The 26,010-nt window shown below is 59.5% G+C and carries 37 protein-coding genes, 1 tRNA gene and 1 pseudogene; 21 read left to right on the forward strand and 18 right to left on the reverse strand.

Annotated elements, in window-relative coordinates; all coding sequences use genetic code 11:
- Positions 1-38 precede the first annotated feature (38 nt).
- Positions 39-560: a hypothetical protein gene (locus HU760_RS10035; RefSeq protein ID WP_186674586.1), complete on the forward strand. Its 522-nt coding sequence runs from the start codon at positions 39-41 to the stop codon at positions 558-560.
- 260 nt (positions 561-820) lie between these two features.
- Here HU760_RS10035 and HU760_RS10040 read toward each other — a convergent pair whose 3' ends face one another.
- A complete protein-coding gene (locus HU760_RS10040) occupies positions 821-1,246 on the reverse strand; it encodes a type II toxin-antitoxin system HicB family antitoxin (protein WP_186674585.1) in 426 nt (141 codons plus the stop codon).
- A 79-nt stretch (positions 1,247-1,325) separates the two neighbouring features.
- A complete protein-coding gene (locus HU760_RS10045) occupies positions 1,326-1,508 on the reverse strand; it encodes a type II toxin-antitoxin system HicA family toxin (RefSeq protein WP_063912511.1) in 183 nt (60 codons plus the stop codon).
- Between the two features lie 98 nt (positions 1,509-1,606).
- Here HU760_RS10045 and HU760_RS10050 point away from each other — a divergent pair, with 98 nt between their 5' ends.
- The 7 genes and pseudogenes from HU760_RS10050 to HU760_RS10080 all read left to right on the forward strand — a co-directional run bounded on the left by HU760_RS10050 (position 1,607) and on the right by HU760_RS10080 (position 6,404).
- Positions 1,607-1,933 carry a hypothetical protein gene (locus HU760_RS10050; RefSeq protein ID WP_063912510.1) on the forward strand — a complete coding sequence of 109 codons (327 nt, stop codon included), beginning with the start codon at positions 1,607-1,609 and terminating at the stop codon, positions 1,931-1,933.
- The gene (locus HU760_RS10055; protein WP_186674583.1) at positions 1,930-2,241 is read left to right on the forward strand and encodes a hypothetical protein; all 312 of its coding nucleotides are present in this window, start codon (positions 1,930-1,932) and stop codon (positions 2,239-2,241) included. The genes HU760_RS10050 and HU760_RS10055 overlap by 4 nt, the downstream gene beginning before the upstream one ends.
- A gap of 110 nt (positions 2,242-2,351) precedes the next feature.
- The gene (locus HU760_RS10060; protein ID WP_225932845.1) at positions 2,352-2,798 is read left to right on the forward strand and encodes a lysozyme inhibitor LprI family protein; all 447 of its coding nucleotides are present in this window, start codon (positions 2,352-2,354) and stop codon (positions 2,796-2,798) included.
- Between the two features lie 58 nt (positions 2,799-2,856).
- Positions 2,857-3,429, forward strand: a complete 573-nt coding sequence (locus HU760_RS10065; protein ID WP_225932808.1) for a putative metallopeptidase — start codon at positions 2,857-2,859, stop codon at positions 3,427-3,429.
- Positions 3,405-4,673: pseudogene (locus HU760_RS10070) on the forward strand (host specificity factor TipJ family phage tail protein); the annotation flags it as partial. The gene HU760_RS10065 and the pseudogene HU760_RS10070, both read left to right, overlap by 25 nt.
- 59 nt (positions 4,674-4,732) lie before the next feature.
- Complete coding sequence (locus HU760_RS10075; RefSeq protein ID WP_186674580.1) at positions 4,733-6,046, forward strand: hypothetical protein; 1,314 nt, start codon at positions 4,733-4,735, stop codon at positions 6,044-6,046.
- Positions 6,027-6,404 (forward strand): hypothetical protein, encoded by a 378-nt coding sequence (locus HU760_RS10080; protein WP_186674579.1) that lies wholly within the window; start codon positions 6,027-6,029, stop codon positions 6,402-6,404. The genes HU760_RS10075 and HU760_RS10080 overlap by 20 nt, the downstream gene beginning before the upstream one ends.
- 16 nt (positions 6,405-6,420) lie before the next feature.
- Here the strand turns inward: HU760_RS10080 and HU760_RS10085 are convergent, their stop codons facing one another.
- Complete coding sequence (locus HU760_RS10085) at positions 6,421-8,391, reverse strand: acyltransferase family protein (RefSeq protein ID WP_186674578.1); 1,971 nt, start codon at positions 8,389-8,391, stop codon at positions 6,421-6,423.
- 93 nt (positions 8,392-8,484) lie between these two features.
- Here HU760_RS10085 and HU760_RS10090 point away from each other — a divergent pair, with 93 nt between their 5' ends.
- From HU760_RS10090 to HU760_RS10120, 7 genes are all read left to right on the forward strand, one after another.
- Positions 8,485-8,931: a structural protein P5 gene (locus HU760_RS10090; protein ID WP_186674577.1), complete on the forward strand. Its 447-nt coding sequence runs from the start codon at positions 8,485-8,487 to the stop codon at positions 8,929-8,931.
- Positions 8,928-9,290, forward strand: a complete 363-nt coding sequence (locus HU760_RS10095; protein ID WP_186674576.1) for a hypothetical protein — start codon at positions 8,928-8,930, stop codon at positions 9,288-9,290. The genes HU760_RS10090 and HU760_RS10095 overlap by 4 nt, the downstream gene beginning before the upstream one ends.
- Positions 9,287-9,547: a hypothetical protein gene (locus tag HU760_RS10100; protein WP_186674574.1), complete on the forward strand. Its 261-nt coding sequence runs from the start codon at positions 9,287-9,289 to the stop codon at positions 9,545-9,547. Before HU760_RS10095 ends, HU760_RS10100 begins: the two co-directional genes overlap by 4 nt.
- 75 nt (positions 9,548-9,622) lie before the next feature.
- Complete coding sequence (locus HU760_RS10105; RefSeq protein ID WP_186674572.1) at positions 9,623-9,850, forward strand: hypothetical protein; 228 nt, start codon at positions 9,623-9,625, stop codon at positions 9,848-9,850.
- Positions 9,851-9,940: 90 nt separating this feature from the next.
- Positions 9,941-10,249 carry a hypothetical protein gene (locus HU760_RS10110; protein WP_186674571.1) on the forward strand — a complete coding sequence of 103 codons (309 nt, stop codon included), beginning with the start codon at positions 9,941-9,943 and terminating at the stop codon, positions 10,247-10,249.
- A complete protein-coding gene (locus HU760_RS10115; RefSeq protein ID WP_186674569.1) occupies positions 10,239-10,445 on the forward strand; it encodes a hypothetical protein in 207 nt (68 codons plus the stop codon). The genes HU760_RS10110 and HU760_RS10115 overlap by 11 nt, the downstream gene beginning before the upstream one ends.
- A 477-nt stretch (positions 10,446-10,922) precedes the next feature.
- Complete coding sequence (locus HU760_RS10120) at positions 10,923-11,093, forward strand: hypothetical protein (protein WP_186674567.1); 171 nt, start codon at positions 10,923-10,925, stop codon at positions 11,091-11,093.
- A 376-nt stretch (positions 11,094-11,469) separates the two neighbouring features.
- Here the strand turns inward: HU760_RS10120 and trbK are convergent, their stop codons facing one another.
- From trbK to HU760_RS10145, 5 genes are all read right to left on the reverse strand, one after another.
- The gene (gene trbK / locus HU760_RS10125) at positions 11,470-11,715 is read right to left on the reverse strand and encodes an entry exclusion lipoprotein TrbK (RefSeq protein WP_186674565.1); all 246 of its coding nucleotides are present in this window, start codon (positions 11,713-11,715) and stop codon (positions 11,470-11,472) included.
- 783 nt (positions 11,716-12,498) lie between these two features.
- Complete coding sequence (locus tag HU760_RS10130) at positions 12,499-12,735, reverse strand: hypothetical protein (protein WP_186674557.1); 237 nt, start codon at positions 12,733-12,735, stop codon at positions 12,499-12,501.
- Between the two features lie 51 nt (positions 12,736-12,786).
- A complete protein-coding gene (locus HU760_RS10135) occupies positions 12,787-13,008 on the reverse strand; it encodes a hypothetical protein (RefSeq protein ID WP_186674555.1) in 222 nt (73 codons plus the stop codon).
- A gap of 157 nt (positions 13,009-13,165) precedes the next feature.
- Positions 13,166-14,176, reverse strand: coding sequence for an alcohol dehydrogenase AdhP (adhP, locus tag HU760_RS10140; RefSeq protein WP_186674553.1), 1,011 nt, complete (start codon positions 14,174-14,176; stop codon positions 13,166-13,168).
- A gap of 222 nt (positions 14,177-14,398) precedes the next feature.
- Positions 14,399-15,073 carry a polysaccharide lyase family 7 protein gene (locus HU760_RS10145; RefSeq protein WP_186674549.1) on the reverse strand — a complete coding sequence of 225 codons (675 nt, stop codon included), beginning with the start codon at positions 15,071-15,073 and terminating at the stop codon, positions 14,399-14,401.
- Positions 15,074-15,332: 259 nt separating this feature from the next.
- On the opposite strand from HU760_RS10145, the gene HU760_RS10150 reads away from it, so the two are divergent.
- Positions 15,333-15,530, forward strand: coding sequence for a hypothetical protein (locus tag HU760_RS10150; protein ID WP_186674548.1), 198 nt, complete (start codon positions 15,333-15,335; stop codon positions 15,528-15,530).
- Between the two features lies 1 nt (position 15,531).
- On the opposite strand, the gene HU760_RS10155 is transcribed toward HU760_RS10150, so the two are convergent.
- Together HU760_RS10155 and HU760_RS10160 are read right to left on the reverse strand one after the other, a co-directional pair.
- Entirely contained in the window at positions 15,532-15,945 is a 414-nt protein-coding gene (locus tag HU760_RS10155) for a DoxX family protein (RefSeq protein WP_186674546.1), read from the reverse strand.
- 104 nt (positions 15,946-16,049) lie between these two features.
- Positions 16,050-16,134: transfer RNA gene (locus tag HU760_RS10160), tRNA-Leu, on the reverse strand.
- A 201-nt stretch (positions 16,135-16,335) separates the two neighbouring features.
- Between HU760_RS10160 and HU760_RS10165 the strand changes: the two genes are divergently transcribed.
- The 4 genes from HU760_RS10165 to HU760_RS10180 all read left to right on the forward strand — a co-directional run bounded on the left by HU760_RS10165 (position 16,336) and on the right by HU760_RS10180 (position 19,684).
- Positions 16,336-16,611: a hypothetical protein gene (locus tag HU760_RS10165; protein ID WP_186674544.1), complete on the forward strand. Its 276-nt coding sequence runs from the start codon at positions 16,336-16,338 to the stop codon at positions 16,609-16,611.
- Between the two features lie 98 nt (positions 16,612-16,709).
- Entirely contained in the window at positions 16,710-17,867 is a 1,158-nt protein-coding gene (locus HU760_RS10170; RefSeq protein ID WP_186674542.1) for a two-component system sensor histidine kinase NtrB, read from the forward strand.
- Positions 17,868-17,872: 5 nt separating this feature from the next.
- Positions 17,873-19,318: an ATPase domain-containing protein gene (locus HU760_RS10175; RefSeq protein WP_186674540.1), complete on the forward strand. Its 1,446-nt coding sequence runs from the start codon at positions 17,873-17,875 to the stop codon at positions 19,316-19,318.
- Positions 19,319-19,330: 12 nt separating this feature from the next.
- Complete coding sequence (locus tag HU760_RS10180; protein WP_186674538.1) at positions 19,331-19,684, forward strand: response regulator; 354 nt, start codon at positions 19,331-19,333, stop codon at positions 19,682-19,684.
- Positions 19,685-19,729: 45 nt separating this feature from the next.
- On the opposite strand, the gene csrA is transcribed toward HU760_RS10180, so the two are convergent.
- The 8 genes from csrA to HU760_RS10220 form a co-directional block, all read right to left on the reverse strand.
- Entirely contained in the window at positions 19,730-19,927 is a 198-nt protein-coding gene (gene csrA / locus HU760_RS10185; RefSeq protein WP_004375914.1) for a carbon storage regulator CsrA, read from the reverse strand.
- A 231-nt stretch (positions 19,928-20,158) separates the two neighbouring features.
- Positions 20,159-21,202 carry a DNA topoisomerase IB gene (locus HU760_RS10190; protein WP_186674537.1) on the reverse strand — a complete coding sequence of 348 codons (1,044 nt, stop codon included), beginning with the start codon at positions 21,200-21,202 and terminating at the stop codon, positions 20,159-20,161.
- 58 nt (positions 21,203-21,260) lie between these two features.
- Positions 21,261-22,352 (reverse strand): molybdenum ABC transporter ATP-binding protein, encoded by a 1,092-nt coding sequence (modC, locus tag HU760_RS10195; protein ID WP_186674535.1) that lies wholly within the window; start codon positions 22,350-22,352, stop codon positions 21,261-21,263.
- 1 nt (position 22,353) lies between these two features.
- Complete coding sequence (gene modB / locus HU760_RS10200; protein WP_186674532.1) at positions 22,354-23,034, reverse strand: molybdate ABC transporter permease subunit; 681 nt, start codon at positions 23,032-23,034, stop codon at positions 22,354-22,356.
- A complete protein-coding gene (gene modA / locus HU760_RS10205) occupies positions 23,034-23,792 on the reverse strand; it encodes a molybdate ABC transporter substrate-binding protein (protein WP_186674527.1) in 759 nt (252 codons plus the stop codon). Before modA ends, modB begins: the two co-directional genes overlap by 1 nt.
- A gap of 79 nt (positions 23,793-23,871) precedes the next feature.
- Positions 23,872-24,960: an NAD(P)H-dependent flavin oxidoreductase gene (locus tag HU760_RS10210; protein ID WP_186674526.1), complete on the reverse strand. Its 1,089-nt coding sequence runs from the start codon at positions 24,958-24,960 to the stop codon at positions 23,872-23,874.
- Positions 24,961-25,005: 45 nt separating this feature from the next.
- The gene (locus HU760_RS10215) at positions 25,006-25,176 is read right to left on the reverse strand and encodes a hypothetical protein (RefSeq protein WP_170030435.1); all 171 of its coding nucleotides are present in this window, start codon (positions 25,174-25,176) and stop codon (positions 25,006-25,008) included.
- 7 nt (positions 25,177-25,183) lie between these two features.
- Positions 25,184-25,486: a DUF1883 domain-containing protein gene (locus HU760_RS10220; RefSeq protein WP_004375922.1), complete on the reverse strand. Its 303-nt coding sequence runs from the start codon at positions 25,484-25,486 to the stop codon at positions 25,184-25,186.
- A gap of 160 nt (positions 25,487-25,646) precedes the next feature.
- Between HU760_RS10220 and HU760_RS10225 the strand changes: the two genes are divergently transcribed.
- Positions 25,647-26,006 carry a hypothetical protein gene (locus HU760_RS10225; RefSeq protein ID WP_186674525.1) on the forward strand — a complete coding sequence of 120 codons (360 nt, stop codon included), beginning with the start codon at positions 25,647-25,649 and terminating at the stop codon, positions 26,004-26,006.
- Positions 26,007-26,010 lie beyond the last annotated feature (4 nt).

The following is a 26,010-nucleotide window of genomic DNA, read 5'->3' on the forward strand; positions in this document are numbered from 1 at the left end:
GGAGTGCTAATCTTCATCGAGCGTCAGGGAATGCGCGATTGACGATTTTCGAGACATATACGACCCTTGTAGGCCACCTTGCGTGGCCTACAGCGTTTTTAACGGCTTTATGGATTTTCCGTCATCCGATTGTTGACCTAATGTCCAGGGCGAAAGAATTAAGGCTTGGCGATATCACCTTGAGCTTTGGCGAGATGGCAAAGCTTGCAAACGTCCTTGAAAAAGACCCTGAAATGGCTTCTAAGATTGACCCTGTAGTCATGGAGAAGTACAGAATGCAGAAAGAAGGGTTCGTCGTTGAGTCCAGTGATAATGCGAATGGCGCTTACAGAATTTTTCGCAATGGAACGCTGGTCGCAAAACTATCAATTGATGTCCCGGCGTTTGAATCCTCAAGGTCACTGACGTTCCCCATTCATTTCCCCAATGAGGTGACTGGTGTTCAGTTTGTCGGAGACTTCACCCCGAGGGTGAAAAAGCTAACCCAGTCGGGGGTGGAGTTGCTTTTTGACCCTGCAACAGAGCTCAGAACACTTCAGATCATCGTGTCTGGTGTTTGATTAGCTAGACCCGAAAGCCCGGCCAAGCGCTGGGCTTTTTTGTGCGCGAAAGAAAGCAACTGCAGCCAGGGCAGGCCCTAACGGGACAGTCTGGACACTGCTAGCCGGTAGTGTGGTGTACGGAAAAACACCGGCAGCCCGCGCACCCTGACCTCACATGCTTTCAGGGTGGCGCGTGACCGGATCGGCGAGACTGGTGCATTGGGGGGCCAGCGCTGCAATGGTCTTCGGCGGACAGGTTGGGAGAGACCCACAAAGATTCAGGCCGGCTCGACAGACACCACCAGGCGTTTACCGAGCGCGGCCAGTGCATTCTCGAGAGCCTCCAGCTTCGTGCCGTGCATGAAGTCCACTAGCCGGTCGCCCTGGCTCTGACTTACACCGAGCAGGCGGCACAGATCGGCCTTGCGCATGCCTTTTTCGACCATCGAGTTCCACAATTCGATCTTCGCCACGGTGAGTGCGGTCAGCGTTACTACGGGCTGGCCCTCTTCAGGTGCCGGGGCTTTGGGGATCGCTCGGCGTTGATCAACGTAAATCGAAAGCGCGGCAGGCATCAGGATGCCGGCCTCGGCCAAAGCTTCCTCCAGGTCATCCCCGGCGGCGTTGAACTCGGGAATAGTGTCGCAGGTGAGCGCAACACCTGGACTGTCTTCGGTATGCACAGTTACCGGGTAGTCAAACATTTCTAGCCCTCCCTTGGGCGGCTCTCTGAGTGATGTTCGCGAGGCGAGGCGATGATTCGACTCAAACGGTGGTAGGGGCTCATTTGAGCCCCAGTTGCTTGATAATTCCTTTCCGGGTTCCTTCTTTCATTTCTTTTGCACCGTGATCCGGAAAGATCGTTTGTTTGCCTTCGAAGTAGAGTTTGAAATGGCTCGTTCCGTTTAACGATTCGAACCTTACTCCTCTGGCTTTCAGCCACCGTTTGAACTCGTTGTAACTCATCACCTCGCCTCGTTGTTGTGTGAGTTCATTATACAGCAAATTTGCTTTATGTACAGCAAATTTGAGTTATTAATTTGATTCCAGCGGGAGCCGAGCGCATGGAGCTTTTTCACCGCCTGCTCGAAAAGCTCGACTGGGCTATAGCGGGCCTATTGGGGGCCTTGGTTGCCACCCGGTGGCACAAGGACGATCTGACGGACCGAAAAGCCTGGATACTGTTCTTGCTCACCGGCATGGCCTGCGCCCACTACCTGACCGGAATGGTCAGCGCCTACTTCGGCATCGTGGAACCGCGCAGTGTGGCAGGGGTAGGGTTTCTGCTCGGCACCTTCGGTGGCTCCCTCATTGCCGCCGTCACCAGGGCGATCAAAGCCGCCGATCTCTGGTCTGTCATCAGGTCCAAGTTCGGAGGGCCAAACGGATGATTCTTGAATACATCAATGCGTTGGCGGCTGGCGTGATTGCGTTGTGGGCCTCTTGGGCAGTCCTGAGCGGCAAAGTGCGTGATGGGGTGATAGGCAAAATCCTGTACTCGATCATCGCGCTGAGCGGCTACGCCATCCTGGCCAGGTCGGACCGCATGTTCTTCACCCCGAACACAGCCGGGGTGACCATGCATGTCGCCCTAGCCCTGGCAGGCTTGCGCCACATGTTCGTGGTCACCTACTGGCCCAGGGTGAAGCGTTGGATCTGCCAGCGCCTGGATTGCGACATGTGCAAGCGTTCTGGTTGACCAGTCCACGCTACAAAATCAACGAGCGCAGTCTGGTGGCACTCAGTTTCTTTTTGCAGCATCATGCAGTCCCCGTATAGCCACCACAAGGAGTGAGGCACGTGACAAGTATGTTCAAGGCGATCTGCATGGGATCATTGCTCGTGGTCGGTGCGGCCCACGCTGATGTTGGCCGGGAGGAATCACTGGATGCCGCAGTGCGCCAGTTCGCGGCGAAGCTGGAGGCCGATTGGCAGCAGTGCTTGAGGAAGCCGGAGACCAAAACCACCCAGGATTCAGGTCTTTGCGCATATGCAATGCGGGAGGCGGCTAAGGATGCGGTGAACGAGAAGTACCAGAAGAAGCTTGCTGGAGTCCAGGAAGATGCCGATAAGGGCTGGCTCCCGAAAGACGTACCCGCCATGCTGCCGCAGGCGCAAGCGTCGTGGGAGCAGTTCGTCAAGGCTGACTGCGGTGTAGTAGGTGCTCTGACCACTGGGACCGCGAGCGCTACCTATCAGACAGTGTGCGAGTACAAGCATCAGATACAGCGTCTCCGCGACCTGGATGAGTGGTAAACCCAGCAGGCTTCACGAATACCGGCGACACGTCATCATTTCAAAATGCAGGTGATCCATGAGCAGACCAACGCCCCCGGCTGATCTGCTTAATTCCCTATGGCTGACTCTTCGCCCGGCCACCGGCGTATGGGACTGGTTGCAAAGCGAGATCCTCGCCGACACCGGCAGCATCCATAACCCCGATCACGCGCACCTGATCGACGCCAACATCGGCGTGCTTTGGGCGTCGACTGGGTTCGCCAAGCAGGGGCGGGTGGTACTTGGTCAGGCCGAGCAGCTAATGTTCCGCGCTGGCGGATGGCAGAAGGCCCGGCAAGAGCAGCAGATGCGGGAGTGGTTCGGCGAGGAGCCGGACTATCTCATCACCCTGGCCGCCGACTACTGTGCCCAGTGCACCGACGCCGAATTCTGTGCCCTGGTCGAACACGAGCTGTATCACATCGCCCAGGCGACCGATGAGTTCGGCGCACCCAAGTTCAGACAGGACGGAATGCCCAAGTTGTACCTGCGCGGGCACGACTTGGAAGAATTTGTCGGCGTGGTGAGGCGGCGCAGGAACTATCCCCGCTGGCGCGCATGGCGCACCACTTCGCAGACTGCCTGGCCCAGGGCTTCACCGACCGGGTGACACTGCCATACCCGATGCGGGCAGAGGCCAGGGTCCGCAAGCTGTACAAGGACCGCCCGGGGCGAATCAACGACGAGGCCCGCGACGACGCAACCTGGACGGATCTCCGCGGGCGGATGCAGAACTCGCCGACGAGCTATCCAGGCCTAACGGTGATGACCTGCAGAATACGCGGCGGCGACCGGCTCTCGGCCCAATCGGAAAGCCAGGTCAGCGTCGAGGCAACGCGCATTCTGCCGCTGATGGAGGGTGGAACCGGGCCAACGCGAGACATCGTGCCGTACTGCATCCACCAACTGAAGCAGCGCGGATACACGGACGACGACCTTGACCTTCCCGAGTGGCAGGCTTTCCACGAGATCTGCGTGGCCCGCGGCGACACCTACGACGAGACGCTGGATGCGACGATCACCGTGAAGGACATGGTGAACAACGCCCTGGCGTGCGGGTTCGGCGAACTGGTTACTTTCCGTGGCTTGCTACGGCCTGTGCGTGACAGCGCCCGGGCTGCGTTCGATGTCACATACGGCCCGAAGACGCAGACCTACTCGCCGCAGAACATGACCAAGATGTTGAAGATAAGCGGCGCCATGCCGTCGATCAACGACTTTGACGGCGTGGATGTGGAGTACTTCTCGCGCACCACCTGGGCGTGGGAAACGGTCGAGTGCCGCTGGCCAGGTGACCTGGGCAACAAGGTCGAGAAGATCAAGATGCCCGGCATCAGCGACAGGACCAGAGCCTGGCGCATCGGCATGCGCCGCCGTGGCCACCAGAAGTTCAGAACCGACGTTTACACCTGGGAAACCGAGATGGACGGCAGCAACAGTGGCTATCTCAGTTTCGCCGCGGTTGCCGACGACAGGCCTAAGGGGTGCCAGAGCGCGATTCTGCTGGCCTTTGAGGTGACGGGGTCGGGAACGTTGCTGACCTCGTCCGAGCCGCTGGACTTCAGCGCCGGCGGCGAGCACCTGATTGGGGTTCGCAAGCAGGATGGCACGCTATCCGGGCCGTGGAACGCAACGCAGGTTGATCCGTACGCGGCGCGTGTCGATGCCCTCGACTTTACGCCGGAGGTCCACGGGCCACTGGAGCCTCCGCACATCCTGTTCGGTCCCGCAGCACGCTGGGCCTATCCAACCCTGATCACCAGTTCCGACCCAGCAAACGGCAACGTCGCCATGAAGGGCATGCCCTACGACGCCCGCGTTTACACCTACGACGATCAATTCCCGCCGGCCTGACCGGAAACCTAATCGAGCATGCCCGCCGATGAGCGGGCTTTCTTTTGCCCGGAGAATCTATGCGCTACAACACTGGCAACCCTGTTGGCTCTGACGGATCTAGCAGTCCTTTTGACCTTAATGATAACGCCGGCATTATAGATTTATGGGCAAATGATCGGTCAAAGCGGAGCGTGCCTGATCGCTTGGGGGCGCCCAGGAAAACTGTTTTTGGCCTTGAACAGCAGGTAAACGACTTCCTGGCAAATCAGGGGTATGAGCCTGTTGTTCTTAATTATGTAGATGGGCAGCCACTGGTTGTCGAAAGATCGACTCAGCTCTTAATGCGGGAAAACATTTTATACAGCGCCAGGCTTCCTGCGACATTTCCAGTGGTTCTATCAGGTGATTGGCTTGACGATCAGGCAGAGCTTGTGACTCAGGTGGACAGAGACTTTAAGGTTAGAGTCAATAAGGAAGTTATTCCGGTCTCTGAAAATATTATTGTAAAAATTCCGTCTGATTATCCAGATATTCAGTCGGCTCTTGATGACCTTTACACAAAAGGTGCGAGCAAGGAGTTTAGAGTCGATGTAGTGGTTGAATCAGGTCATCGACTGAAGAAGGGGTTTAGGATTATTGACAAGGACCTGTCGTTTGTCACGATCAAGTCCGTTGATTCTGTTGTTTATCCTGCGGCAGACTTTGAGCATGCTTCAAATTCTGATATAGGCTTGGATCAAATCGTAGCTAGGACCAGTAAGATAGGTTTTTTGTCGATTAGGTCGAGGGCGCCGGTATGGGATATTCTGGTTGATATGGAAAGCGTTCCAACTGTGTATGGCTATGTGCTCAATGCCGGAAGTTACGGCTACATAAGGTCGTTCAAGGGAGTTGTTCGGACATCAGACCCATCTCAGTCTGCAGGTTCAAACATCATCGTTGCGGGCAACAGTACCCTCGATGCAATGCACGCATATGCCTATGACAGCCTAGTGTCTGCAATCACTGTCACTCATCGATCGAACGCCAACATTGCTGAGCTCGTCGCAACCGGCACTACCGGGATTGGTATTGATGTTTCTCGGGGGTCAACGGTTTATGCCAATCTATCTAATGTTAGCGGTCGGGAATATGGCATCGATGCTCGACGCTGCTTCCTGGCTGCTCAAGGCGCTATTTTTTCTGGCTGTACATCAGCAGCGATACGTGCCAGCCTTGATGCGAAAGTTGTGGCGGTTGACGCTGTAATTACCGGATCCACACCGGCGTTTAACTTCATCATGCCAGAAGGGGGGGGCAGATATTTCTGTAACAAACGCAACGGTAAATGGTGTAGCCCTAAATGCTTCCCACGTTTACCAAGCCGGCGGTGTGAACAAGGTCACGGGTAGGGGCATAGTTTTTAATCAAAATCAGCGTGACTCGCATCCAATCTACCTGATGGCAGGCGGCGCTACACGGCAAAGCTCTGGTTCGCTTTCCGTTGCCGCTACGTCTTTTGCGATGGCTTTTTCTCGCACAGACACCGGCTATTTCGCAGGCGGTGTGATCTATGGAAACGACGTGGGTTTCCGTCTGACGTGCGATGGTTCGGTCTTGATAGAGGATGTCAGCAGGGTGATCGGCGGGACTTCGGTTTCAGTAGCGTTCGTTCCGCCGTTCACTTTTGCATCCAGCTGCACGCTGGAGGTCTACAACCGCGCCAGCGTTACAGCCAACGTTGCTTACCGGCTGACCGAGTATCGGTAGCCGGTGCTTTTGATGGTCAGTTGTCGGCAACATCCTGGCGGGAGAGGTTGAGCAGGGATTTCGGAATCATCCCCGTCTTCACGGCGATCTGTCCGAGCTTCTCGGAGCCAGCACGACTCAGGTGTCCGCCGTCATAGTAGAGCTGTGTCTTGCCAGAGAATGCTGAGCAAGTTTTCCCATCACAGATAAGATCGCGCACACTGAAGTAGGAAACATTGGCGCGTTGCTCTACACGCTTGATGATTTCCTTGTTGATGTTCATTTCTCCAGAGTCGGCAAGAATAGTTTTGCCGCCGCAATCGATAAATGGAATTTTCAATGCTTTCTCAGAGCATTGTCTGTCGATAGCGTTAAATGTCGGTGCTTTTAGCGCAACAATTATGCGCTTTCCGCTGATGCTTAGCTCGTCGAGCATTGCGTCGAAATCTTCGAAGAACGCTACTTTGTCCACTGGATAGTAAGATGGCCAGCTTGCGCCAACGATAATTGTGTCGTATTTGGCCATCTGCCTTTGAACTTCAGCAAAGTAGGATGGGCAACTTACCTTATACCCTTCCTTGATGTACCGAACGCTTCTCTGCCCAGGAAATGGCGGGCATGCATGGTGCTCGACGTTTCTCATGGCTACGCCCTGGGCCTTGGCAATCTCGTTCAGATAGCCGGCAAAATGCGCTGCGTTCGAGTCACCAATGAGTAGGGCGGTAACCGGTTTTGTAGTGTCACCAAATATGCATTTTTCCGCAGTGAACAGCTCTGGCTTGAATGCATTCTGGCAAACGTAAGGAGCTGATGCCGCTGGCTCAGAGCCAGAGCGATTGGCTGCCAATGCTTCCTGATAACCAGTTGGGTTGATCGGTGCGATCAAGCCATTACTCACGTACAGGATGCCAGCGAAGGAAAGCGCAGCCGCCGCGGATGTCGGTATCGCCAGAGTGAACTTCCAACCTTTATTACCTCGGAATGGAACCTCGATCAGGTGGTAACTGAACATGGTCAGCGCGAACATGACGGCGGCACAGGTTAAGTTGCCAAGGGTGTCCGGCTCACCAAAGGCGTAGCGATAAAATGCCAGGACTGGCCAATGCCAAAGGTAGAGCGAGAAAGACACCAGGCCGGTCGCTACCATTGGACGGATAGCCAGAGCGCCACCAACCAAAGTCTTACCAAAGCTTCCTGCTGCCATTACCAAGGCAGCGCCGAAGGCGGGAACAACCGCAATAAAGCCGGGGAATCCTTCTGCTTCACGAACGAAGGCGAGTGACCAAGCGAGCAGAAGTGCGCCTGCTGCCGCCATGACTTGGGCATATAGTGGATTAACCCGCCCCTTGAACGCCTCTGCACCAAAGAAAGCGATTCCACCAATAAGCAGCTCCCCTGCACGAGCTGGAAGCATGTAATAGGCAAAGGTCGGGTCGGTCGCCAACTTGATCTGCCCGTACCCAAAAGAGGCTGCAGCGATCAGCGTTGCTACTCCAACCGTTGCGGCTCTGCCCCCAAACTTCAATGTGATCAGGAGCAGGGCGGGCCAAATCAGGTAGAACTGTTCCTCGACGCCCAAGGACCACATATGCAGCAGCGGCACAGTATCTGACGACGACGCGAAATAGCTGGTGTCGAGGAATTTCCAGAAATAGATGTTTGCAGCCGACACCGTTGACGCGATAGCTGACAGAGATAGGGCCTTCGCATCGTCCGGCAACATGAAGACCGAGCCGAACAACAGGGTAGCCAGCGTTGCAAACAAGGCTGCCGGCAGAATTCGTCGAACTCGCCGCATGTAGAAGTCAGTAAACGAGAAGTTTCCAGCGGCCGCTTGTCTCGTCACGATCCCGGTAATAAGAAATCCCGAAATCACAAAGAAAATGTCAACTCCGACGAAACCGCCAGGTAGCCATTTCTTATTGAAGTGAAAAATTACCACAGCCAAAACGGCCAATGCCCTGAGCCCGTCGATATCCGGGCGGTAGGCTAAGTGTTTGCCTTGCATTTTTGATTTCCCTGTCATGGGGCCGCTGAACCAACGGCGGATAATACCGTTTTGCCCGCATGTTGCGGGCTTTTTTGTGCCTGGAGAAAACCAATGGCAACACCTCGAGGGGTCCGAAACAACAACCCCGGCAACATTGATTTCAACCCACGGAACGCCTGGCAGGGCCAGCTCGGCCTGGAGGTTGGCGTGGCCAAGCCGCGCTTCGCCCGGTTCGACGAGCCCGAGAATGGCATCCGCGCCCTGGGCAAGCTGCTGATCAACTACCGCTGCAAAGACGGCATGCCCGGGGTGGGCGGGAAGGGCATCGATACCGTGCTCGAGACCATTAGCCGCTGGGCGCCGAGCAGCGAGAACGACACCCAGGCCTACGCAGAAGCAGTTGCCAAGCGCTTGGGTGTGCGCCCAACCGACCCGATCAGCATCCAGGACCCGACCACCCTGCGTGGCCTGGTGGTTGGCATCATCGTGCATGAGAACGGTGGCAACCCGTACCCGGACCAGGTGATTGACGAGGGTGTGCGGAGAGCACTGGCATGAATATCTGGTTTGCGCGCACTGCTGGAGCGGGCCTGCTGATCCTGGCTGGAATGATTGTTGGCAGTTGGGCTACTACCAGCCGTTTCCGCCCAGCACTCGATGCTGCCCAGGACCAAGTGGCTGCATGCGCCGCTGCCCGGAACAATCTGGCCGGCCTGGCTGCAGAGCAAGGGAAGGCCTTGGGCGACCTGGCGCTGGCTGCGAACGAGCGTCAGGCAAGAGCCAAGCAGGGGATGGAGGAAGCCAGAACCAACGCGAATTTTGACTACGGCGCAGCGAATCGCCTGCTGCAGGAGCGTACCGGCGGCGACCAGTGCGCTGCCGCTTCCTCAATTATCGACAAGGAGCTTGATCTATGAGGATGCTGCTGATTTTGTGGGCGCTGGCGCTGGCAGGCTGCGGCGGTCGTGTTGAGCCGCAGGTCCAGTACGTGCGCGTCGAGGTACCGGTGCAGGTACCGTGCCGGGCGCCTGAAGTCGCGGTGCCACCCTGGGCGTCCGCTGGCCTGCGCAAGGCCGACAGCCTGGAGGTAAAGGTGCGGGCGCTTCTGGCCGAACTACGACAGCGGGCAGGGTACGAAAAGCAGCTCCAAGCGGCAGTGGCAGCTTGCCAGTAGATAGCTGTTGCGGACAATTGTGCTCCATGCCTAAGCTGGCGAAATAATGGCGCCTAAATATTGTCGGAGATATCCATGTCGTACTCAGCACCTTTCATCACCGTCACCTTTACCTTGGTAGCAGGCCTTTTTGTCGGCTCAATGGCTATCAACATCATGGAAGCTAAAACCGATCTTGAAAGCTCAGCAGAGGCCTGCATCAGAGAAATGGCTATAGATAGAAACTCTGAGTGTGACAAGGCTGTAGCGGCAAAGGCGAAGGCGCTGCAGACAACGGCATCAGCACTTTTGCCGAAAAGCTAAGCAGCCGCCGGTGGGAAACCGCTGGCTGGTAGTAGAGGCGCTGGGAGGAGTATGCTTCAATGCTGTATAGATATACAGTATTGGTGCTATATGTACTTCCTCCTCGTTCGCCGCCGCGTGAATGGCGTGGCCATCCCTTCCGATCAGCTAAAGAAAATCCAGCCTCTGCGGGCCGACATTCACATCGGCGACCACCACAGTGAGCCGCTGGGTCGGGAGTCGACCCAGGCCTGGGTGTTCAACCCAACGCCTGGGCCCGACATCATTCCGCGGCTGCACGATGCCAAGGTCAACGGCATGGCCCAGCTCGGGATGAACATCAATGGGATCGAGGAGATCGACGGCGTGCTGTACGCGCAGTCGTGGTGGTGCCGGGCGGTAGGCGAGTATGGCAACTGACCTGCCGCAGGCCTGGGTGGCTGAACTGGACGATCAGGTCGCCCTGGTAGAAGATCCGGATGGCCGCGCGGCTGTGCTCAGTGAAATGGCCTATGCCGCGCATCGGCGGCAGGAGATCGACGAGGGTGACCTGGTGGACATGCTTGAGCTGGCCGAGGCGGCCAGGCTGTGGGCGCTGGAATGCGCTGATCTGTGAGCGGCTATATAAAGGAAGGGAATCGGTCGGCAGTGCGCCAGAGAGGAAGGGTAGGAAGCGTGGGACAAATCTGGGACATCGAATGTCCCAAATGATGATGTATAAATATACAGTTTAATTATGGGAAATCCTTGAAATACAAGGGGTTGTAAGGTTTACACCAACAAAATAGCACGTTGAAACCGGATTGCAAATCCGTCTACGCCGGTTCGATTCCGACCTCGGCCTCCACCATTCGAAAACCCCGCGGATTAACGTCTGCGGGGTTTTTCTTTGTGTCTCAAAAAAGCCATGAGTTCCTGAACCAAAGGCATTGAGTTCCGAAATTTCAGCCTTTCGCGGGCTTGGCGATGGCGCTGCCTTCGCCGGGAAGGTGTTTATCGGTTAAGAGGGGGACGGCGCTGACGGGTAGCCCGTTGGTGTCAGATTTTGCGAAAGATGGTATAACGCCCGACCATTTTCACAGGAAGGATCCTTATGAAACGCACCATCATTGGCGCCATGCTCGTTGCCGTTGCTGCGCTGTCGTTGAGCGGTTGCTTCGAGTCCGAGGCCGAGAAGAAGGCGAAGGAGCAGCAAGAGGCCAGCGAAAAATTCTGGAAAATCACCCCGCCAGACCGGAGCAAGGACAAAGGGTTCAAGCCCTGATCCATTGTAGTTCTTAACGCAGCCGACATTGGCGGCGTTTTCATATGGGTTTGAAAATCTGTATAACGGTGTACCACTTCAAAGGAATGAAATTATGAAGCTAAGCGCTTTTCTGCTTATCTCTACTGCGATGCTATCGACGCCCATCATGGCCGCCGATGATCTGGACTATTCCGTGTCGGAAGAGCATTGCACGCCTGAATATTGGGAGAAACTCCCGGATAACGATAAGGCCGATGACTTGATCGACAGATGTGAGGATTTGAAACCATCCGAGTAGTGGACGCCTGTGAAGCGCGCTGACTAATCGCCGAAGCTGGAAAAGGAGCCGTCAGGCTCCTTTTCCAGCGGGGCGCGGCTCGACATGCTGAAGGATTCAGTATTTGTCTTCGGCGCTTTTTTCAAACTTCCATGAAGTCATTTTTTTTGCGGCCAGGAAGCTCTTGCAGTTCGCAGTGAACTCGTTCCGGCTCGATTCTTTTGACAAACTAGCGAGGTTTTTCTGGTACATCTCAGGGGCGCAATTGTCTGCTGTTGGTTCAGGCACCTTCTCTTCCGTGCAACCTGCCAAGATCACAGCCAGTCCTAGAGTTGCAGTAAGCTTGGCCAATCTGATGTCCATTTTTCGGTCCTTGTAAATAATATTCCGTCTACGTCATTTAGGGGCGATCGCGGATTGCCGGCGACAGCGTCCAGTTGATGCCAGTTCTGATAGCAATTATATGGCACTCGCAGAAGAGCACACTCAGTTATCTGATGATGCCCTTGGTTGCAGTGCTCGGCACGAAGCCTCCACTGCCTTGGTTAGGGCATTTGTCTCGCAATTGACGCATGAGCTCTGGATACTTGGCGTGCTGTTTCTTCAGCATTTCCTGGTCATTACGCTTTAGATCTGAGCACGTTGGTTCCTTGATATCTTCCGCGCACGCAGAAATCGAGCATGTCGCAATAGCGATAGCGGTGGCACAGAGCATTTTTTTGAGCATGGAATCTATCCTTGAGCGTTAACTTTCGCTACAGAGCACATGTTGCGGTGCACTCGACAGTCAATTCCTCGGCCTGAGGTTTGCGTCCTATCAAGCCCCACCTCCGTTGAACAGCACCCTGCTGGCCCAGTGGCGGCGAATCTGCAGTGGCTGCGTGACGCAGCCGAACCGCTGCTCTGGATGAGAGCAGCGGGGGCGAAATCATATCTCATGTTTTACGAGTCAAGCGCGGGCGCTGCCAGTTTCCAGAGCATCATCGTGGAAAAACCACACTCAAGAACATTGCAGGTCCCGGCCAACGCACCCAGAGAGAGGACATCATTCGTTCAATGCTATGGAGTAAGTGCCGGCGGGCTGCTCAAGCTGATCGGCAAGATGTAAGGCGGGGCGGCCCCGCGGCCTCGCCTCATGAGCAGGCGCTAGCCTTCAGGCGGGCTTACCCCACAGATGAATTCATCCGACCCCAAGCGGTGCGAACCGAACTCCACAACGTAGCCATGCCCACGGCGCTGTGCCTCGGCCCTGGCCGTCTTCTGGTCGGCATAAACATCGACGAAATGCCAAGGATAGCGGTCTCTCAGCACACCCCAACCGAGCACCCAGCCTTCATTGCCTGGGTCGGGTGGCAGGTTCTTCGCCAAGCTGCGGATGCTCATGTCTGTACCCCGATTAGCTGACCAGTCGCCTGTCTGCGAAGGCGCTCCGACTCACGGCTTGGACATTACCGTGAAGGAAGCATCGCATTTTGGCTCCAGCAACACTGGCCTATCGAACAGCACACCGCCACTGGCGATGAGGCCGCTGGTCTTTTCCAGATAAGCCCATAAGCCCAGATCGTGGATGACGATTTGTGTCGCAGTGTGCGGCTGACCAAGGCTGAGCTCGTATTCGATCCGCTCAAGCACATCTTTTGCTTCTTCTTCTGTCATGCTGTCCACCCCTTCAAACCCTGTTTCATCTCAGGCCCGGCAGGTTGCCAGGCAGAAATTCCTGCGCTTACCAGCAACTAGAGCCCAGGCCGCGCCGGTTGGTTCGCTTTTATCAAGGGGTAGCGTGCGCTGCAGCCACAGCCAGCGCACGTGAACATCAACCTTCGAACTGAATCACCATCCTTCCTTGGATCTTGCCCTCCAGCATTTCCTCGAAGATGTGGTTGATATCTTCGATAGGGCGCAGGGTGACCTTCGGCACCACTTTCCCTTCTGCGGCAAACTGGAAGGCTTCCTGCAGGTCTTGCCGGGTGCCGACCAGCGAACCGACCACTTCGATACCGTCCAGCACCAGGCGCGGAATATTCAGGTCCATGGCTTCCGATGGCAGTCCGACGGCCACCAGTCGTCCCCCTGCACGCAGGGCATCGACCGCCGAGTTGAAGGCAGCCTTGGCGACCGCAGTCACCACTGCCGCATGGGCGCCCCCGGTCTTCGCCTGGATGACTTTGGCGGTATCCTCGGTGCGCGGGTTGATCACCAGGTCGGCGCCCATCTCGCTGGCGAAGCGCAACTGCTCGTCATTGACATCGATGGCGATCACTTTGGCGTTGAACACATTCCTGGCATATTGCAGCGCCAGGTTGCCAAGGCCACCGAGGCCGTAGATGGCGATCCACTGGCCGGGGCGAATGTTGGAGACCTTCACCGCCTTGTAGGTGGTCACACCGGCGCAGGTAATGCTGCTGGCAGCAGCGGAGTCGAGGCCGTCGGGCACTTTGACCGAGTAGTCGGCCTTGACGATGCAGGCTTCGGCCATGCCGCCGTCTACCGTGTAGCCGGCGTTCTTCACTTCGCGGCACAGGGTTTCGTTGCCGCTGTTGCAGTACTCGCAATGCCCGCAGCCCTGGTAGAACCAAGCCACGCTGGCCCGGTCGCCTGGCTTGAGCGAGGTAACGCCCGGCCCGACCTCCTGGACCACGCCAATACCTTCGTGGCCCAGCACCACACCGGTCTTGTCACCGAAGTCGCCATTTTTCACATGCAGGTCGGTGTGGCACACACCGCAGCATTGCATCTTCAGCAGCGCCTCGCCGTGTTCGAGTGGGCGCAGGGACTTCTCCACCACCTCTACGCGACGGCCTGGTGCAACAACAGCAGCTTTCATACGAGCCTCCGTATCTGTTCCGAATGGGCTTGCTTATCGCCGGCTAAGCATAGCCCCGGGCCGGTACGGTAAAACTGCTTCAGGTCATGCTCAGAGGCGCTGCGTATGCCGCAAAAAGAAAAGCCCGCGGCAAGGATGCGGCGGGCTGTAAGAACATTAGGGAGCAGGGTCAGTGTGCCCAGCCGGATGTCAGCATTTTGTGAAGCTCAGGTGATCGGGATGTCACGCATGGCTCAGGTCAAGCTGGCTGATCACGCACACCGAGCCGTCCTCGGGCGGCGTGGTATCGGTGTAGTCCACCTGGTTGTACACCCCACCATGGAAGTTCAGTGTGCGCGTGGCCCAGGTCTCGTTGAGCTGGAGCCCCGAGGTTGTGCCGGTGCGGCCATTGCAGCTGGCGCTGACCGTGCAGGCGCCGGCCGCCGTTACCTCGATGCTGATGTCGAAGCGCGCCCCCAGCGGGACATCGGTCAGTACCGTGCTGCTGCTGGTAGTGAGCTGGTTGAATTCAGTACGGAAACCGACGGTTATTCTGGCCTTGTTCCAGAATACCTTGATAGGTGGGCTGTCATCGTCTTTGACATGCAGCTGGGCAATCACCACTTTCTGCGCAAGGTTGACCTTCTCCAGCACCATGGTCTGGTGGTTGCGGTGCCGGGCAGCGCTGTTCAGTGCCCAGTAGACGGGTTCCTTCCACTCGCAGCGGGTGCGGTGGGTGCTTTTGCTGGAGGCGCCCTTGGTCGGGGCGGTCAGGCGCACCGAGCCATCACTCAGGCGGGCAACCACGTCGGGCAGGGTGGCCAGCGCCTGGGCGCCGGTCAATTCCAGGGCGACCGGGTCGGTTTCGGATTTGGCTACAGGGGTGGTAATGATCAGGGTGTCGATGTTTACAGTCATGGATGCTCTCCTTGAAAAACAAAGGTCCTGCATCATTTGCGAGCCTGGCCAGCATGGGCCGGGTTCCCTGTGATTTCACTGCACTGGACGGAGGGGGAGTGGCAGCAATAAAAAAGCCCGCCGGGAAAGGCGGGCAAGCAACGTTTGAAGGGAGAGCCTGCAGGTTGGACTCGGCCGGTTAACCCAGCATTAAACGGTGATGCATTGACCTGTGCAGCTGATCAGCCTATACAGGCCTGCCACGAGCCCAGGAGCCAGCATGCGCGACGAAGACGACCTGCACGAACCCGAGCATGATCACCTGCTTGATCACGAATTCCTGTACGACGACAGTGAGGCAGAAGCCGATGCCCGAGGCGTCGAGGATGACATAGAGGAAGACGAACAAACGCTGGATGACCTTGATGACGAAGAGCGCGATCACCCAGCGTGGTTCGACGACTGCGAAGAGGATTGATTCAGCGGCCGTCTACTGAAAAACGCCCGGGGCCGCTGACGGCCAGCGCCAGCAGGCCACCCATGATGCTGAGGTTTTTCAGAAACTGGGTCAGGTTGGCACTGCGCTCCGGGTCGACCATGTTCCAGAATGGGTGGCCCAGCAGCGCGGTACCCAGCACGAACAGGGCGAACAGGAAGGCCAGTGGCCGGGTGTAAAAACCGAGGATCAGCAGGATGCCGACAACGAACTCCATGAGCACGGCAACGGCCGCTGCCAGCATCGGGGCAGGGGCGCCCAGCGAGGTCATGTAGCCGACCGTGCCGTCGAAACCGGTCAGCTTGGCCCAGCCAGACAAGATGAACAGGATCATCAGTGTTACCCGGGCGACCAACAAGAGCAGGTCGCGTTGACCATCGAACAGTGAGTAGCGCATGGTAGCGTTCCAGTGGACCAGTACATGCTCCACTCTAGCAGCTGCGGCGAGGCTTGCTGACGCGCAACAAAAAGGCGCCTTAAAGGCGCCTTTTCAAAGGAATTTGGTGCGAGTGGCGGGACTCGAACCCGCAAGGCTCACGCCGACAGATTTTAAGTCTGCTGTGTATACCAATTCCACCACACTCGCACGCTTGAAGGGGTCGTGAGGACCGGCTCGCTTCTAAGCAGAAGGGCTTCGCATTCAAGCGCGCTTTATAACCCATCGTTATAGTTGCGTCAACCACAGCACCTATGATCAACAGAGAAGGGGTCGGTCGAAGGAGCAATTGACACCTTGCTGTCAATGCGCCACTGTCCTTCTTCTATTGGATCCAATGAGTGTGCGGCGATGACTCGATCCGAAGCTTCGCAGCGTATCCTGTACCAACGGCTATTATGGCGGCTGCTGTTCGCGCAGGTGCTCGTGTTGGGCGCCTTTCTGTACGTTGCACTGATCAGCCTCGGCATTTATTTGCTGATGCTGGGGTTCGATGCCGAACACGCTCAGCCGCAGCAGCTGATGGCCTTGGCCGGTGGTGGCTTTATACTGCTGGTCAGCCTGTGGCTGCTCAAAGTGACGATGCCGTGGTGCATCGGCTCGGTATCGGTCGACTCCGAACACTGAGCTGCGCCAACCCCCTGAGCCCAGCCACGCGCGAGCAGGCTGGTGGTTGCGCTCGGCCGCGTGTATTTTTCCTTTCCTGCCGTACCGGTGGAGTTTGCATGGTTTCAGCCGACTGTTTCGACCCCGTCATGCCAGACCACCGCTATGAGCAACTGGTCCAGTCGGTGGTGGATTACGCCATCTATATGCTCGACCCGACCGGCCATGTGGTGTCGTGGAATGCCGGTGCGCAACGCATCAAGGGTTACCGCGCCGATGAAGTGATCGGCCAGCATTTCTCGTTGTTCTTTACCCCGCAGGATTGTGCCGAGGGTCGCCCGGAGCGCCTGCTGCGTCAGGCGCTGGAACAGGGCGGGGCGCAGGACGAAGGCTGGCGGGTACGCAAGGACGGTACGCAGTTCTGGGCCTTGGCCGTGCTGCATGTGGTCCACGATGACCATGGTCAGGTCGTTGGCCTGGCCAAGGTGATCCGCGATATCACCGACCGCCGCGAGGCGGCGCTGCAACTGGATGCGGTACGCGCCCAGCTGTTCCAGGCACAGAAGCTGGAAGCGCTCGGCCAACTGACCGGTGGCCTGGCTCATGACTTCAACAACCTGTTGACCATCATCATCAGTTCGGCGCACCTGGCATTGTCCACAAGGGACCCGGCACGCGCCCAGCGTATGTTGCAGCACATTCTCGACGCCGGGCAGCGAGGCACTGAACTGACTCAGCAGTTGCTCAGCTTTGCCCGCCACCGCACGTTCGATGTGACCCGTGTCGCCCCGGCCAGCCTTGTCGCCGCCACTCGCGGCCTTCTGGAACATGCGCTGCCGGGGTCGATAGAGCTGAAAGTGCTGCTGCAACCGGACCTCCCGCTGATCGAGGTGGATGCCGGGCAGTTGCAGATGGTGCTGCTCAACCTGCTGTTCAATGCCCGCGATGCCATTACCGGGCAGGGCCGGATCGGCCTGACGGTCGATGTGGTCGAGCTGGCTGGCGAGGTGGAAGGGCTGCACGGTGGTTTCGTGCGTTTCGAAGTGGAAGACAGCGGCGAGGGTATTGCGCCGGCGGTGCTGCCGCGGATCTTCGAGCCGTTTTTCACCACCAAACCCTTCGGTAAGGGTACCGGCCTGGGCCTCTGCCAGGTGTACGGCTTTGCCAGACAGAGCGGTGGCGCCATCTGCGTCAAAAGTGAACCCGGCCAGGGAACTTGCATGCAGCTTTACTTGCCAATCTATCAGGACCAGACGGACAGCCAACTCGACAGGTAGACACCATGGCTCAGGCACTCAGGCGGCTGGTGACGGGCATCGAAGGGCTCGATGCGTTGTTGAAGGGGGGCCTGGTGGCCGGTGCGTCCTACATCGTTCAGGGCCCGCCGGGGGCCGGCAAGACCATTCTTGCCAACCAGCTGGCCTGCGGGCATGTGCGTGGCGGTGGCCGGGTACTGGTGGCGACCTTGCTCAGCGAGTCGCACGAGCGGCTGTTCCAGTACCTGGCGACCCTGGAGTTTTTCGACCCGTCGCTGGTCGGCGACCCGATCCAGTTCGTCAGTGCCTTCGACACCCTGGAGCAGGAGGGCCTGGACGCGGTGGTGCGCCTGCTGCGCCAGGAAATCGCCCGGCAACAGGCCAGCCTGTTGATCGTCGATGGCGTGCTCAATGCCCGTGTGCGCGCAGAAACCACGCTGGATACCAAGAAGTTCGTCTCCGAATTGCAGGGCCATGCAGCCTTTGCCGGCTGCACCGTGCTGCTCTTGACCAGTGCGCGCCTGGAAGAGGGTAGCCCCGAGCACACCATGGTCGACGGCGTGATCGAGCTGGGCGAGCAACTGGTCGGCAGCCGTGCCGTGCGCCATATCCAGCTGCGCAAGACGCGGGGTAGTGCGGCGTTGTCAGGGCGCCACGAATGCCTCATCGATGAAGCCGGCCTGCACGTCTACCCGCGTCTGGAGTCGCTGTTCGGCCACCCCAGCTCTGCGGGCACTGCCACCCGGGAGCGGGTCAGCTGCGGCGTGGCAACCCTGGATGAAATGCTTGGCGGTGGCCTGGCCACGGGCTCGGTCAGCCTGCTGATCGGGCCCTCCGGTATTGGCAAGACCTCATTGGGCCTGGCCTTCCTCGGTGCCAGCAGCCCGCAGGCACCGGGGCTGCATTTCGGCTTCTACGAAACGCCGGAGCGCTTGCGCATCAAGGCCGCGTCGTTGGGGCACGATTTTGTCGCGATGGAGCAGCGCGGCAGCCTGCAGCTGTGCTGGCAGCCAACCACCGAGGGCTTGCTCGATCAGGTTGGGGCGCGGCTGCTGGAGCGTGTCGAAGCGCAAGGCAGCAAACGCGTGCTGATCGACAGCCTGGGGGCGTTCAGCCGCCTGGCCATCGACCCGGCGCGGCTCAATGCATTTTTCCGCGCCTTGACCGGCGAGCTGCGCGCGCGCGACGTAAGCGTGATGCTGACCTGGGAGATGCGTGATATTTTCGGTGCGGAAATCAGCGCCCCGGCGCCAGACCTGTCGAGCATCGTCGACAACCTGATGCTGATGCGTTTCGTCGAACTGGACTCGCAGCTGCGGCGCATGCTGTCGATCCTCAAGGTGCGTGACAGCCATCACGACCCTGCCTTGCACGAGCTGCAGATCGGGCCCCAAGGCATTACCTTGCGCAAGGCGTTCGAAGGCGCCTGTGGTGTGCTTTCAGGAACGCCGGTGCCGCAGGGGAGTGGCTGACGGGGCGGGCCAATGAACACCATCCTGATCGTCGATGACGAATACGTGATTGCCGACATCCTCGGTTTTGCCCTGGAGGACGAAGGCTTTCTGGTGGAAAAGGCCAGCAATGGCTTGAAAGCCCTGGAAGCGCTGAAGGAAAAGCGCGTTCAGCTGGTCATCACCGACTACATGATGCCGCTGCTCAATGGCGAGGAGCTGGTGCGCTCCATGCGCGAAGACCCGGCCCTGAGCGACTTGCCGGTCATCCTCATGAGTGGTGCGCAAGCCAACCAGGGCTGCCCCGACCTGTTTGCCGCAGTGTTCGACAAACCGTTCGACATGGACTGTATGATCGCCAAGGTGCGCGAGCTTCTGGACACCTGAAGCGCGGGGCGATCAAGCGCATCCGTGCGGCTTGAGGCAGGTCCTTCAGTGCGAGTCGTCGTGCTTTTCCGGGGCCGGGCTGCCGGCCTGGATCCGCTTGAAGATCTCTTCACGATGAACCTGGACATCTTTCGGTGCATCGATACCGATCCTCACCTGCATCCCCTTGACGCCCAGAATGGTGACTTTGATGTCATCATTGATGACGATGCTTTCGCCAACCTTACGGGTGAGTATCAGCATGTAGTTCTCCTTGGTGATATAAAAGTCCGCCGGGCTAGTTGCCACGGCGGCGGGAGCTGGTCCCTCTTCCTTCTCATTAAAGACGCTTTCGGCGGATAGTAATTCCCCGACAGATAAATTCTGTTGTGTGTCTTCAGTCGCAGGTGCCGAAGCAAACCGTCAGGGGTTGTCGGCCAAGGTGCTCGCTGGCAAGAATAGGGGGCTTGGTGCCCAATGGGAAATTTCTTCGCATCATGGGCTGAATAGACCCGGTTTATGGTCCGGCTGTTCCTCAAGCGCCTGAAGAAATAGCAACAAAGCCACTTCTTCACGGTCCAGGCCTTTGCGCACGCGGCTTTTCGGCAAGTTGGCCAGGCGCCCCGAGGCAAAGTGTTCCAGTACTGCCGGGTGGATATAGCAGCGCCTGCACACGGCCGGGGTATTGCCCAGGCGCGTGGCCACCTGGCGGACGATGGCGCTGACCTGGCGCCGGGCTTCGCTCTCGGGCTCCCAGGCCAGCGGCCGCAGCAAGTCCAGGGCCAGGCGGCTGCCGGCCCAGGTGCGGTAGTCCTTGGCGGTGAAATCGGCGCCGGTCAACTGCTGCAGAAACTGGTTGACCTCGCTGGAGCCGACGTTATGGCGTTGGCCATCTTCATCCAGGTACTGGAATAGCGCCTGGCCGGGCAGTTCCATGCAGCGCTTGAGCAGGCTGGCCAAGCGTCGGTCGTTAAGGGTGACGTTGTGCTCGACGCCACGCTTGCCACGGAACTGGAAGCGGATAGTGCTGCCTTTGACTTGCACGTGGCGGTTGCGCAGGGTGGTGAGGCCGTAGGACTTGTTGTCGCGCAGGTAGCGCTGGTTGCCGATGCGGATCAGCGTGTGGTCCAGCAGGCTGACCACCAGGGCCATGACCTTTTCCCGATCCAGGCCCGGGCGGGCCAGATGCGCCTCCAGTTGTTTGCGCAGCTTCGGCAACGCGTGGGCGAAGGCCAGCATGCGCCCATATTTGTGTTGGTCGCGCATTTCCCGCCATTGGGCGTGGTAGCGGTATTGCTTGCGGCCACGGGCATCGCGCCCCGTCGCTTGCAAGTGGCCCTGTGGGTCGGCGCATATCCACACGTCGGTATAGGCCGGGGGGATCACCAGTGCGGCGATACGTGCCAAGGTGTCCGGGTCACGTACCCGCTGGCCTTCGGCGTCCAGGTAGATGAAGCGGTCTCGCCAGCGTCGACGGGTCAGGCCAGGCTGGCTGTCATCGACGTAATGCAGCGTTGCGGGGAGCGGGCAGTCGGGCATCGGCGGCAGGCCTCGATCAGGTTGACTGATCAATGGACAGCGGCCACGCGGTGGATGCTCAGCCCAGCAAGGCCACCGACTTGATCTGGGCAAACAGCAGCTGGCCCGGGTGCAGGCCGAGCTGGTCTGCCGAGAAGCGGGTGATACGCGCCAGCAGGGCATTGCCGTCGGCATCCAGGCTGACCAGCACATGGGCCGGGTTGGCCGCTGGCCGGCTTTGGCGCACGCGCACCGGCAGGCGATTGAGGATGCTCGAGGTGCCATCGGCGGTCAGCGCAAGGCTGATGTCACGCGCCTGCACCTTGACCCGCAAGGTGCTGCCCATCACCTGGGCCGGGTGGGCGATGCGCAGCAGCGGCCCATTGTTGCCGGGCAGGCGCAGGGTGAGCAGGTCGTAGTGTGGATCGTGGCCCACCACCAGGCCGGCGAACACCACGCCGGCATCTTCGCCCTGGGCCAGCGACAGGTCGAGGCGGGCCAGGGTTTCGCCGACCGGGCCGCTGGCCACCGCCTGGCCTTGCTCCAGCAACACCAGGTGGTCAGCCAGCCGTGCCACTTCGTCCTGGGCATGGCTTACGTACACCAGAGGGATGTCCAGCTCGTCGTGCAGGCGTTCCAGGTAAGGCAGGATCTCGCGCTTGCGTGGCCCGTCGAGGGCCGCCAGCGGCTCGTCCATCAACAGCAGGCGCGGGCTGCTGAGCAGTGCGCGGGCGATACCCACCCGCTGCGCCTCGCCACCGGACAAGGTCGCAGGCCGGCGTGCCAGCAAATGGCCGATGCCCAGCAATTGGCAAGCCTGGTCAAGGTTGACCTTGCGCTCGGCTGGGGCTACCCGGCGCCAGCCGAATTCCAGGTTGCCGCGCACCGTCAGGTGCGCGAACAGGCTGGCCTCCTGGAACACATAGCCTACCGGGCGCAGGTGCGGTGGTCGGAAGTAGCCGCGCGCGCTGTCTTCCCAGACCTCGCCGTTGACCTCGATATAGGCACTGGCAGCCCGTTCCAGGCCGGCGAGGCAACGCAGGCAACTGGTCTTGCCGGAGCCCGAATGGCCAAACAATGCGCTGACGCCGCGCCCGGGCAGCTGCAGGTCGACATCCAGGGTAAAGTCGTCACGAGCCAGTTTCAGGCGCGCCACAATCGATGTGCTCATGTCAGCTCCAGCCAGCTTTGCCGCGCCGTCCGGTGTACAGCATCAGCAGCACCAGGAAAGAGAACAGCAGCATGGCACCAGCCAGCCAGTGCGCTTGCGAATAGGCCATGGCCTCGACGTGGTCGAAGATCTGCACCGAGACCACCCGGGTCTTGTCCGGGATATTGCCGCCGATCATCAACACTACACCGAACTCGCCCACGGTATGGGCGAAGCCGAGGATGCTGGCAGTGATGAAGCCTGGGCGGGCCAGCGGCAGCACCACGTGGACGAAGCTATCCCAGGGGCTGGCGCGCAGCGTGGCGGCCACTTCCAGCGGGCGCTGGCCGATGGCGGCGAAGGCATTCTGCAACGGCTGGACCACGAACGGCATGGAGTAGATCACTGAGCCGATCACCAGGCCGCTGAAGCTGAACACCACACTGCCCAGACCCAGCGCCTGGGTCGCCTGGCCCAGCCAACCCTGCGGGCCGAGGGCGATCAGCAGGTAAAAGCCGATCACCGTGGGCGGCAGCACCAGCGGCAAGGCCACCAGCGCGCCCACCGGACCGCGCAGCCACGAACCTGTGCGCGCCAGCCACCACGCGATCGGCGTGCCGACGATTAAAAGGATCAGGGTGGTCAGGCTGGCCAGTTTCACGGTCAACCAGATAGCCCCCAGGTCACTGGCGTCCAGCGGCATCAGATTTCATAACCGTAGGCTTTGATGATTACCGCGGCTTTCGGGCCTTTCAGGTACTCGACCAGCGCCTTGGCGGCGGGGTTGTCCCTGCCTTTTTCCAGCACCACTGCGTCCTGGCGAATCGGCGCGTGCAGGGATGATGGCACTACCCAGGCCGAACCGCTTTCGACCTTGCCATCCTTGTAGATTTGCGACAGGGCGACGAAGCCCAGCTCGGCGTTGCCGGTGGAGACGAACTGGAACGCCTGGGTGATGTTCTGCCCCTCTACCAGCTTGGGCCGGGTGGCCTCGGTGAGCTTCAGCTTGTCCAGTACCTGGACGGCGGCCAGGCCGTACGGTGCGGTTTTCGGGTTGGCGATGGCCAGGTGCTGGTAGGCGTTGTCCTGCAGCACCTGGCCTTGGCTGTCGACGTAACCAGGCTTGGCCGACCACAGGGCCAGGGTGCCAATGGCGTAGGTGAAACGCGAGCCTGGAACGATGGCCTTTTCCTGCTCGAGCTTGGCCGGGGTGCTGTCGTCGGCGGCGAGGAACACTTCGAACGGGGCGCCATTCCTGATCTGTGCGTAGAACTGCCCGGTGGCACCATAGGCGGCGATCAGCTTGTGCCCGGTGTCGTTCTGGAAGTCGCGGGCGATGGCCTGCATGGGGGCGGTGAAGTTCGCTGCGACCGCGACCTGGACTTCGGTGGCCCAGGCGGTGTTGAGGACGAGCAGGCTACCCAGGGTGATGGCGGCCGGGCGGGGAAGGCGGGTACGCATGGACGCAGCTCCTTGGGCTTATCGTTATATCCTTAACTATATAGCGATAGGCCGTGGGCCTGGAAGAGGCCGAGCCTGCTTATGAAAATGTCGCTCGCCCGACCACGGCCAGCGCTTTCTCGGCGATTTCGCGGGTCAACTCGCCCGCTGGCCGGTGCCGGCCCAGGCGCAACGCCTGCCCCGACCACAGATTGCTGAAATCGCTGTTGCCCAGCGGGTCGGTGATCGCACGCAACGGCATCAGTGCGCCACCGGCCAGCGGGAAGCGTGGTGCCAGCTCGCTCATCGGCCCCAGCTCGCGCATGAGGCGGTTGTTGATGCCACGCGCCGGGCGGCCGGTGAACAGGTTGGTCAATGCTGTGTCGCTGGCGGGCGCGCTGTCGAGTGCCTGGCGATGCGCCGGCGAGACCTTGGCCTCGGGGCAGAACAGGTAAGCCGTTCCGATCTGTACCGCCGAGGCACCCAAGGCCAGTGCTGCGACCAGGCCGCGATGGTCTCCGATGCCGCCAGCGGCAATTACCGGTACGCTGACCGCATCGGCCACCTGTGGCACCAGGGCGAAGGTACCGATCTGGCTGGTGATATCCTCGCTGAGGAACATGCCGCGATGGCCGCCCGCTTCATAGCCCATGGCGATGATTGCGTCACAGCCATGGTGCTCCAGCCATGCCGCTTCTTCCACGGTGGTGGCGCTGGATAGCACCTTGGCACCGCTGGCCTTTACCCGTTGCAGCAGGTCGGGCTGGGGCAGGCCGAAGTGGAAGCTCACCACCTCCGGGCGCAATTGCTCGACCAGTTGGCAGCTCTGTTCGTCGAAAGGCGCACGGTTGGACACGGGGGTGGGGGCGGTGAAATCCGCACCCACTTCCCGGTAATACGGCTCGAGTGCCTGCTTCCAGCGTGCATCGCGTTCGCCATCGGGCGCTGGCGGCTGGTGGCAGAAAAAGTTCAGGTTCAGCGGGCGGCCCGGGCAACCGGCACGGAAGGCGGCGATCTCGGCGCGCACCTGGTCAGCCGTGAGCATGGCGCAGGGCAGGGCCCCCAGCCCGCCCGCCAGGCCCACGGCAATGGCCATGGGCGCGCCGCTGGCCCCGGCCATCGGTGCCTGGAGAATGGGCAGTTCGATGCCCAGCAGGTCGAGGATACGGTGGTCGGGCCAGTGGCTCATGCGGTTCTCCTTGCGCGGGTGAGCGGCGCGGCGCGGGTGAGGGGCTTACAAGGCTTTGCTGACCTGGATGTCGCTGATCTTCTCGGCGTCTTCGCCGTGGATCTTGCGCAGGGCTTCCAGGGCCTGCTCGAGGGAGGCGTCGGGCATCTGCGCGAAGTCCCAGCGACGCTGGCCGTCGAGTTTGTATTTGATGACGTACTTGATGGTCTGGGTCATGGTGGCCTTACCTGAGTTTCGACGACGAACGACGGACGATCTTGATCTTGTGGGTCAAGGTTGGCTTGCGGGTCACCGAGATCGGGCGCGTGGTCACGGTATCGATGGTGATGTTCCAGAAGCCGGTGCTGGGCACGGTGATCTTCGCCGGGAACTTGTCGAAATGGCCGCCGTGGTAGGTGTGACGGCCGCCATTCTTGAAGCTGCGGAAGTTGGCGTCGTTCATCAGGCGGATGTTGCAGCGCTGGGAGCACTCGATGACGACGATGTCGTCCTCGTTCAGGTGCTCGCGCTGGTGTACGAATTTCATGTGATGCTCCGCAAGGATTGGTTCTGCAAAGGCAAACGATACCACGATGTCGGGTTACACTGCCGCGCAGTTCGGCCAGGCGCAGATAAATCTGCCAAAGCAGGGAGCAAAAACGCCTGGTCGTGGTCGAAGCGGATTCTTGATGGCAGAGGTGCAGCAAATGAAGTGGATGGTGGCGGCGTTGTCGGTGACGCTGGGTGGCTGCGTGAGTGTCGCGGAGCTGGAACAATCGCATGAAACGCTGGACGTTATTTCTGGCAAGTCTCCCCGCGCCTATGCCGATTGCGTCAAGCACAAGCTGGCCGATACGCGTGACCCGCTGCAGGAAGAACAGCGTGGCGATGGCCTGCGCCTGATCGTGCCGCAGAAGCTCAGCTCGGGCGCGGGCCCGGCGGCGCTGGTGGACATCGACAAGCGCGGCAGCGGCAGCAGCATCAAGTTGCACGAGCGGCTGAACAACTTCCCGCTGCGCCTGGGCGACGTGCGCACCGCAGCCACCCAATGCATCTCCGGTAGTTGACCCA

Origin of the sequence: Pseudomonas oryzicola, from assembly GCF_014269185.2 — a bacterium.
Taxonomy (GTDB): domain Bacteria; phylum Pseudomonadota; class Gammaproteobacteria; order Pseudomonadales; family Pseudomonadaceae; genus Aquipseudomonas; species Aquipseudomonas oryzicola.